The following is a 7370-nucleotide window of genomic DNA, read 5'->3' on the forward strand; positions in this document are numbered from 1 at the left end:
TGCCGTCGATGGCGATACGTTCCGGCCTGCCATGGCGCTGCAGCGCCTTCCGTAAGAAGCTTTTGGCCGCCGGCAGGTCACGGTTCTCGCTGAAAAAGAATTCGACCGTATCGCCGAGGCTGTCGATAGCACGATAGAGATACATCCATTGGCCTCGAACCTTGATGTAGGTTTCGTCCATGTGCCATTTTCCAGTGACGCTCCGCTTGCGCCGGTTGAATCGGTCCAGCAGCTCAAGCGAGAAGTGCACGACCCAGCGGTGGACAGTGGAATGGTCGACGTGAATGCCGCGCTCGGCCATCATCTCTTCCAGATCGCGCAGGCTGAGATTGTAGGCAAGATACCAGCGAACGCACAGCAGGATCACGGATCGATCAAAATGGCGGCCTTTGAACATGACAAACTCCCGGAAAAAAGAGCAAGCATCATTCAGCAAATGACCTTTCCGAAAAGTTTTGCGACAGAACCGAAAAAGATCCCCAACGAACTGCTCGGAAGGTTCTGGCACTCCGCCCAGGTTCATTCTCGAGAGTCCGACAATACCCCAAATGTCGGAAAGCCCTGGCTTGGTGATCCAAAGATAGGAAGCACTTTGTATGCGGTCCGCCGCCGCTGCTTATCGACGCCCGAGTCGAGCAATTACAAGGCCAAGCTGCATTGTCTGAGTTCTCACTTGAAATGCTCAAAGAAATAGATGGAGACTATCACCATTGATCAACAGAACATCCTCGTCGGCATTCGTCCAATACAACCGGCCGACGAATCCACCTTGTACGCTTCCGAGGTTACCCCGATGGGACGCGCTGTTACCAAAGTCCGTCGCCAAAGCGGTGCTGCAAGAGTAATTGCCCGAACACTTCTTGGGAAACTGGGATTCCCACCACTGCCGATCTTAAAGACGCGCTCTGGTGTTCCGATCTGGCCGGCCGGCATCGTCGGATCTTTGGCTCACCACGATACAGTAGCAGCCGCCGCTATTGCAGGAACGAAGAGGATTGCAACTCTCGGCATCGACATTGAGCCTAATGAGCCACTGCCGGAGAACTTGATCGAATTGATTGCTACCCCTAACGAGCAACGCATGTACGATCTACGCCTGCTTGAGCGGCGGGACCTCTTTGTTTTGAAGGAGGCCGTATATAAGGCGTATTTTCCACTGTACAATGACATTCTTGAATTCCAGGACGTGGAAATTGATATCTCTGCGCGATTAGGGTACGTGTCGAAGGCAAATTGCACGTTTTCGCTTGAGTTACTTATTTCCAACAATGTAATCGGGTTGGCGTATTCATGGCCGACATGCGGTGACCTTGCCCCGCTGATCTAATCCGGTTGACGTTCGTTCTGGCCCATCGAGAGGACCAGGACATGAAACGTAGCCGCTTTTCTGAAGAGCAGATCATCGGAATTTTTGAAGGAGCCGCAAGCACGGGGGCAGCGACGCCTCGATTACAACTGGAAGGGCCGCTTCGGCGGGATGGATGTCTCCGAGGCTCGGCGACTGAAGGCTCTGGAGGGAGCATGAGGAACTGTGGGGCGGTTATGCGGCGAGAGCTGTTTCGTCGGTTTTTTGCAACGGCTGAATAGGGGCACAGAGAGGCCCTGATGCGAGGTCAATCAGGCGGCGAGGATTTCGAACTGCTCGGCCAAGGACGGATTCGGATTGAAGGCGTACCTCGCCTGTCGCTTGCGCAACATGTGAATCATTTCGATGCCGGTCAGGGTGGTGGCTGCGGTGGCCGTCGATTTGAAGCCGAGCATCGGCCGGATACGGCGCTTGATGCGCCGATGGTCCTGTTCGATCCGGTTATTCAGGTATCTACTCTTAAAGCCTATTTTCCACTGTACAATGTTTTTCTCGAATTCCAGGATGTGGAAATTGATCTCCCTGCGCGATTAGGATACGTGCCAAAGAAAGATTGCACATTTTCGCTCAAGTTACTTGTTTCCAACAATGTAATTGGGTTGGCGTATTCATGGCCGACATGCGGTGACCTTGCCCCGCTGATCTAATCCGGTTGACGTTGGTTCTGGCCCATCGAGAGGACCAGGACATGAAACGTAGCCGCTTTTCTGAAGAGATCATTGGAATTTTGAAGGAACATGAGGCCGGGGTGTCGGTTGCCGATCTGTGCCGCAAGCACGGGGTCAGCGACGCCTCGATTACAACTGGAAGGGCCGCTTCGGCGGGGAACTTCATGTCGGAAAGCCTGCCGCAGCTGGGCGAGCATCCGGTGCTTGTGCTGCTCGACGAGTTCCAGAACCTCGGCAAGCTGGAGAACGTGACCGAAATGGCGAGCGTGCTCGGCGGCAACGGCGTTTCGATGTGGTTTTTCGTGCAGTCGCTGAAGGCTGTGGACGAGATCTATCGCCAGGAAGGGCGCAAGACACTTATCAACGCCGCTCGCGTGCAGATCTTTTTCGGTGCGCAGGACGCCGACGATCTGCGCTACGTCTCCGAGCAGCTCGGCGAAACGTCGGACGTGCAAAAGGACGTGACGCGCACCAAGGCAACATTGTTCGACACTTATTACACGCGCTCGGAGCACCGCAAGGAAGTGCGGCGGCCCCTGATGCGGCCGGACGAAATCCGCACGCTCGACAAGAACAAGGCCATCATTTTGCCGCGTGGCGAACTGCCAATCCTCGGCCCGCGCAATTTCTATTTCGCCGACGGTCCGCTCGCCAAACGCGCGTTCATGCCCCTGCCCGCCTCGACCGACGTTTCGCGCGCGAAAAACTCTGCATTGGACTCTTCTGCGGCGGTGCCATCTCCTGCGCTCCCGACGATTGTGCCGACAGCACCCGCGTACCGCTCAGGCCTCTTGCAGACCCGCCTGCGGCGCGGCGCGACATTTGCCGCAAAAGCTGGCCGTATGGCTTCGCCGCAGGGACGGCGCGCAATCGCAGAAGAACGGCCGACAGCAACCGATGCTGCAGGTGTGCCGGCTCATGCCGCCATAGATTTTACCGCGTTGGCGGCCAAAGCTGTGACAACAAGCATAGCGCCCGACAAAGAAGCAGCCGTTGCGGCGAACAAGGTGCGCTCTCTCCGAGCCCACGCATCCGACACCGAGGCTTTCGATCGAAATTTGAGCGTCGTCGAAGATACTGCCTGATGTAGTCGATGGGTAGGCTAGCATTCGATGCGGCGGAGATTGTCTACCGTGACCTTGTCGCACGAATCGTCGACGACACATGCCTCAAGGTGTCTCAAGAATCCGCGGCGTCGAATTCAACCGCAAATCCCGCGTCGATCGCGCTTCGCGCACTGAGATAGCCAAGTTCCCAATCCGTGAGTTCGCAAAGCGGAATTGGGCGATCGACACGCGGCCCTACGACCAGAACGACCCTGATGTGGTTGCCGATATCAACGGCAAGGACGCTGGTGAACTCTTGATCGTCTACCACACTGGATGTCGCGTAACGTATTTGCCCCCCCGTAAGGTCCATGTGTCGGCAGCACTCACGGCCAACCCGGTCGCCGCTCAGCGCAGGTCGATCTCGACGCTCTGATCGCCAAGATCGAACTCGGCGCGTCGCAGGTTTTCGGCAAGAGAATCCTCTTCGGCCGAGGTCTCCTGCCCGCGGCTGACGATGCAGGGGATTGGCTCGCTCTTTGCCAAGCGCTTTTGCTTGATGAGGATGCCGAGCGCGAGATAGCGCCGGCCGCCGGCGGGCACTTCGAACGTGCTGGTCTCCTCGCCCTCGCCGTCAAGAACGGGACGGACGTTCAGGCTCTGGATCAGCTTTCGCCGTCCTGCCGCCATGGCCCTGATGAAGCGCTCACCGAAGATACGGCGAAATGGACCTTTGCCATGAACCAGTCACTTGGCGGCATTCTTTCTCGGATCGGTTCAAGATCAGATAGAGCAGTTTTGTGGCGGCATCGTCGCTCGGGAAGTGGCCCCTGGCCCTGACTGCCCAAACGCTGGTGGGTTGACCATGGATATCGGTACACCGAAAAGGGCCGCGCTTTGTGTGCGCCCGCAACCTGACCCCAAGCGCTATCGCCCAGGCTGCCGGCAGCGCTCTAGACAACCCCATCAGTCTGAATTCCCGGGTCGCTTCTCAGCAGAAATCAACAAGTCATCCTGGCTGGCGAGCCGCTTCTCGAAGAAAATCACGGCATACCCATGCAACATCCCCTCACCGCGGCGACTATAGCCAAACGTCTCATAGAGCTTTTGAGCCCCGACTTGGATGGTTGTTGTGTCGAGCATTATGCACTTGAAACCTAGCGCAACGGCGCGCAGCTCCAATTCACTAAGTATTCTCCTTCCAAGCCCTCGTTGTTGAAAGGCGGGATCGACTCGCATCCGCTTCAGCTCTGCAACATAATCTTCGGCAGGTTTCAGTCCACCCATAGCAACGAGTTGGCCGCCAATATGCGCAACTACAAAATCTCCGCCTGAGGCTAGATATACGTCGCCGACATTGCGTAAATCATCCTCCCATGCCCCTTCCGGCCCATGTACACCAACAGCGTCGGATGCGCTTCGATGCAACCGCCATACGTCTTCAGCATCTCCTACCTCGAATCGGCGAAAGACCACTTCGTCTTGAGACATTGACCATTTTCGCCTGATGTCGGAGCTATGCTTGACCGACGAGAATGTCGCCTCTAGCTTTGGTGCGCTCCCTAACAGCCGCTGCGACAACACAGCCTCAATACTTTCCGACATATCAACTCCAACAATTGGGAGACCCGGCCCTACCGTATATTTCAGGGCCGCACGACGATGCATCCGGGTAAACCGATCCATCGCACAAACACAGGACGCGTGCAGCTCTCGGATTTCGCTGCCCTGGCGCTCCACGATGGACGAGACCGTTGCGAGCTTAGGGAAGGGCGCTTTCCCTTCAAGCCAGCTTGGCTGGGTTCTCGCTCGCACCTTGTCTGGCGACAACCAGCGAAATACGTCGCCAATGCATTTTTGAGGATAATATTCCGACAACCGATATACATCCTTGTAGAATTGCGGCTTCTGGCGCAACAGCTCTTCGCCGATCAGTAGAACCGAGACCGCCACGATGCGGGCAGAGAAACGACCGCTTGGGCCAAGCCTATCCTTGTAAGGGTTCTTTCCGTAGAACATGCGAAATTGCCCGAAAAGATCGTGCGACATATGTTCATAAAAACGTTCCAGAATATAAATGGCTGACTCCAGCGACTTCATGCACAGCGATAGACACTTGCGTGCATCTGCCGCGACCGTGTCTCGCAACTCAAGAAGAGCTTCTATTGCCGACTGTAAGTCACCCTCAATAAGTTGATGGCCGAGGCAAAAATCGCGCTCCTCGACCCCAGCCGAACCGAGGCAATATACGCGAGGATCGCTCTCCACCGGGTTGGTGAGGATCATGTCTTCATAGGAGAGGACATCAATGCTAGGCTGCCGCTGACGACTTAATTGTGCAATACGCATCAACGGTTCTCCTACCGTCAACTCCGCATCGACGGGATTGAGGCCGGCAAACGCGGACATCTGATAAGCACAATTGACGAGATACTGAATGTCTGTCTTAGCCACTCCGAAGTCGGACTGGGGCAGATTTATTAGCTGCGCCTCACAGTCTGTTCCCCGTATCATCGCGTTGATGCTCTGCCCAAGCTCCTTAACCGCTTCATCTGGCCGTTCATTCCCTTTGATCTGCGCAATATGGTGCGGGAGTTGCTCGGCGACGAAATCGCTGACAATCCCAAGCGGGCGTTTTGCCTGGCTGCGGTCGATGCTGTCGACCAGGTGAGAAAATATCCCCCGCGCCTGATGGGCGGGTCGATCTGGGATGGAAAAGGACGAGGTAAAGGTCATTGACGAGGTCCCCCGACTTCACCGAAAAACAGCTTGCATTTTCGCACTTGAGCCGTACCGTCCCGCTGGCGAGTAATCGTGCTTTTCCACGAGGTCGGTCTTCTTGTCCCTATCCTGCTATCGTTGTAGGCTACCCGGTCAAGCACCTGGTCCGAGAAAAACAGCAGAGACACAGCGCCTGAATTGATGATGCCGGCGGAAGTCAGGGAAAGTACGCCGTCGTTAGAGATGAATACCAGGTCGGCCTCCTTCAAGATTTCAAGCTCGCGGGGAAAGTATTCTTCGAAGGGCACCCCAAATTCCGCTGCGAAGCGGGATGACGACACTCCGCTGCTTCGCAAAACAAACATTACTGTCCTGCGCATCAGATCGTCCTCTGACAGTGCGACACCTTTCCAAATCGGTTTATCGCCCGCTTCAACTCTAGTCAGACACCGATCAAAATCGGCCTCATTATAGAACTGGCACTGGCTCATGTAGCCAAATCCGCTAACCCCAAACGGCAGAAGATTATTGTCGTTCCAGGAATCGTACTTGCGAGACTGTTGAAAGGAGTGCGGTTGCGACGCCTGCGTCCATAGAAAATCGGCCCGTGACGATAGCCAAGCGCGGTGAGGATGTGCTCCGCCAAAAAATGCATGATTATCCGTTCCTTGGAGGGCAAGATGGGTCTTGCAATCGTGGGCGGTGGGAGTTCAACAAACCCATTTATTCCAGTCCTTTAATTTTGCCGAGCGATCGCTTCGCTCCTACCTGGCAAGCAATTTCGCCGGCTCTCAACGGAGGGAGCAAAATTCATGCCAATTGTATTTTGGCGCTAAAAATTAGATTGTAGATTTCCTTTCAGTTACTTAGCAAAAACATCGAGGAAGCCGGCCAAACAAGCCTATGTCCTAAAGTCGCCAAAACAGACATAAATTGTCGGACACCGTCGAAGGCCGCTGAGCCTCATCCGCTTCGACGAGAGCGGGGTCACCATCCACTATAAGGATTATCGCCGCCCTGGCGCCGACCGGCGGGAACTCATGACGCCCGCCACAGACGAGTTCGTCCGTCGGCTCCTAAACCATGTCCTGCCACCCGGATTCGCAAGTCGTCTGGTCTTCCGGGGTGGTCATCGGGCGGCAGAGCCACATTCAGCAATTTGCGAGCGGCGGGGGGCCGTGCCCATGCTGCGGCGGACGCATGATCATCATCGAGTTGTTCGCCTGCCGGGGGCAGCCGCGAGCGCCGCCCTACGGCTCTCCAGCAGCACGCCCGACCGCGCATGGTCCGACCTCACCACCCCACGCCGTTCCTGCGCTTACCGCAAAATCCCGCTGGCGCCGCCGCCGTCGGCAACCGCATCGAGCCCGGTCACCGGCAAGTGGCACGTTGATGAAACTTATGTCCGGGTGCGTGGTCGCTGGATGTATCTCTACCGCGCCGTCGACAGCCTCGGCGATACGGTCGAATTCTTTTTCAGCGAAAACCGTGACCTGCCGGCGGCCAAAAGCTTCTTACGGAAGGCGCTGCAGCGCCATGGCAGGCCGGAACGTATCGCCATCGACGGCA

The 7370-nt window shown here is 56.2% G+C and carries 7 protein-coding genes and 6 pseudogenes; 7 read left to right on the forward strand and 6 right to left on the reverse strand.

Annotated elements, in window-relative coordinates:
• On the reverse strand, positions 1-397 hold a 397-nt coding region (locus NKJ06_RS33415; protein ID WP_352812181.1), incomplete at its 3' end, for an IS6 family transposase.
• A 297-nt stretch (positions 398-694) separates the two neighbouring features.
• On the opposite strand from NKJ06_RS33415, the gene NKJ06_RS33420 reads away from it, so the two are divergent.
• On the forward strand, positions 695-1327 hold the full coding sequence (locus NKJ06_RS33420) for a 4'-phosphopantetheinyl transferase family protein (protein WP_352812173.1): 633 nt from the start codon (positions 695-697) through the stop codon (positions 1325-1327).
• 41 nt (positions 1328-1368) lie between these two features.
• A pseudogene (locus NKJ06_RS33425) lies at positions 1369-1516 on the forward strand (transposase); the annotation flags it as partial.
• A gap of 101 nt (positions 1517-1617) precedes the next feature.
• Here the strand turns inward: NKJ06_RS33425 and NKJ06_RS33430 are convergent.
• A pseudogene (locus tag NKJ06_RS33430) lies at positions 1618-1827 on the reverse strand (DDE-type integrase/transposase/recombinase); the annotation flags it as partial.
• Positions 1828-2054: 227 nt separating this feature from the next.
• Here NKJ06_RS33430 and NKJ06_RS33435 point away from each other — a divergent pair.
• The 3 genes and pseudogenes from NKJ06_RS33435 to NKJ06_RS33445 form a co-directional block, all read left to right on the forward strand.
• Positions 2055-2191: pseudogene (locus NKJ06_RS33435) on the forward strand (transposase); the annotation flags it as partial.
• 7 nt (positions 2192-2198) lie between these two features.
• Positions 2199-3119 (forward strand): type IV secretory system conjugative DNA transfer family protein, encoded by a 921-nt coding sequence (locus NKJ06_RS33440; protein ID WP_352812182.1) that lies wholly within the window; start codon positions 2199-2201, stop codon positions 3117-3119.
• Positions 3120-3198: 79 nt separating this feature from the next.
• The gene (locus NKJ06_RS33445; protein ID WP_352812175.1) at positions 3199-3516 is read left to right on the forward strand and encodes a hypothetical protein; all 318 of its coding nucleotides are present in this window, start codon (positions 3199-3201) and stop codon (positions 3514-3516) included.
• On the opposite strand, the gene NKJ06_RS33450 is transcribed toward NKJ06_RS33445, so the two are convergent.
• From NKJ06_RS33450 to NKJ06_RS33465, 4 genes and pseudogenes are all read right to left on the reverse strand, one after another.
• Entirely contained in the window at positions 3489-3770 is a 282-nt protein-coding gene (locus NKJ06_RS33450; protein WP_502900030.1) for a ParB/Srx family N-terminal domain-containing protein, read from the reverse strand. The two genes, NKJ06_RS33445 and NKJ06_RS33450, sit on opposite strands and share 28 nt — an antisense overlap.
• Positions 3762-3924, reverse strand: a pseudogene (locus NKJ06_RS33455) (IS256 family transposase); the annotation flags it as partial. The pseudogene NKJ06_RS33455 and the gene NKJ06_RS33450, both read right to left, overlap by 9 nt.
• A gap of 122 nt (positions 3925-4046) precedes the next feature.
• Entirely contained in the window at positions 4047-5816 is a 1770-nt protein-coding gene (locus NKJ06_RS33460; protein WP_352812177.1) for a GNAT family N-acetyltransferase, read from the reverse strand.
• On the reverse strand, positions 5813-6292 hold the full coding sequence (locus tag NKJ06_RS33465; protein WP_352812178.1) for a coproporphyrinogen III oxidase: 480 nt from the start codon (positions 6290-6292) through the stop codon (positions 5813-5815). Before NKJ06_RS33465 ends, NKJ06_RS33460 begins: the two co-directional genes overlap by 4 nt.
• 471 nt (positions 6293-6763) lie before the next feature.
• On the opposite strand from NKJ06_RS33465, the pseudogene NKJ06_RS35905 reads away from it, so the two are divergent.
• Both NKJ06_RS35905 and NKJ06_RS33475 read left to right on the forward strand, forming a co-directional pair.
• A pseudogene (locus NKJ06_RS35905) lies at positions 6764-6904 on the forward strand (transposase); the annotation flags it as partial.
• A 267-nt stretch (positions 6905-7171) separates the two neighbouring features.
• Positions 7172-7370 (forward strand): annotated as a pseudogene (locus NKJ06_RS33475) (DDE-type integrase/transposase/recombinase); the annotation flags it as partial.

Source organism: Mesorhizobium sp. M0293 (assembly GCF_040321735.1).
Taxonomy (GTDB): Bacteria; Pseudomonadota; Alphaproteobacteria; order Rhizobiales; family Rhizobiaceae; genus Mesorhizobium.

Excerpts from the sequence above, each read along its gene's own strand:
- NKJ06_RS33450 (WP_502900030.1), bottom strand. The coding sequence starts at position 3,770 with ATGGCGGCAGGACGGCGAAAGCTGATCCAGAGCCTGAACGTCCGTCCC.
- NKJ06_RS33440 (WP_352812182.1), top strand. The coding sequence starts at position 2,199 with ATGTCGGAAAGCCTGCCGCAGCTGGGCGAGCATCCGGTGCTTGTGCTG.
- NKJ06_RS33420 (WP_352812173.1), top strand. The coding sequence starts at position 695 with ATGGAGACTATCACCATTGATCAACAGAACATCCTCGTCGGCATTCGT.
- NKJ06_RS33465 (WP_352812178.1), bottom strand. The coding sequence starts at position 6,292 with ATGAGCCAGTGCCAGTTCTATAATGAGGCCGATTTTGATCGGTGTCTG.
- NKJ06_RS33445 (WP_352812175.1), top strand. The coding sequence starts at position 3,199 with ATGCCTCAAGGTGTCTCAAGAATCCGCGGCGTCGAATTCAACCGCAAA.
- NKJ06_RS33460 (WP_352812177.1), bottom strand. The coding sequence starts at position 5,816 with ATGACCTTTACCTCGTCCTTTTCCATCCCAGATCGACCCGCCCATCAG.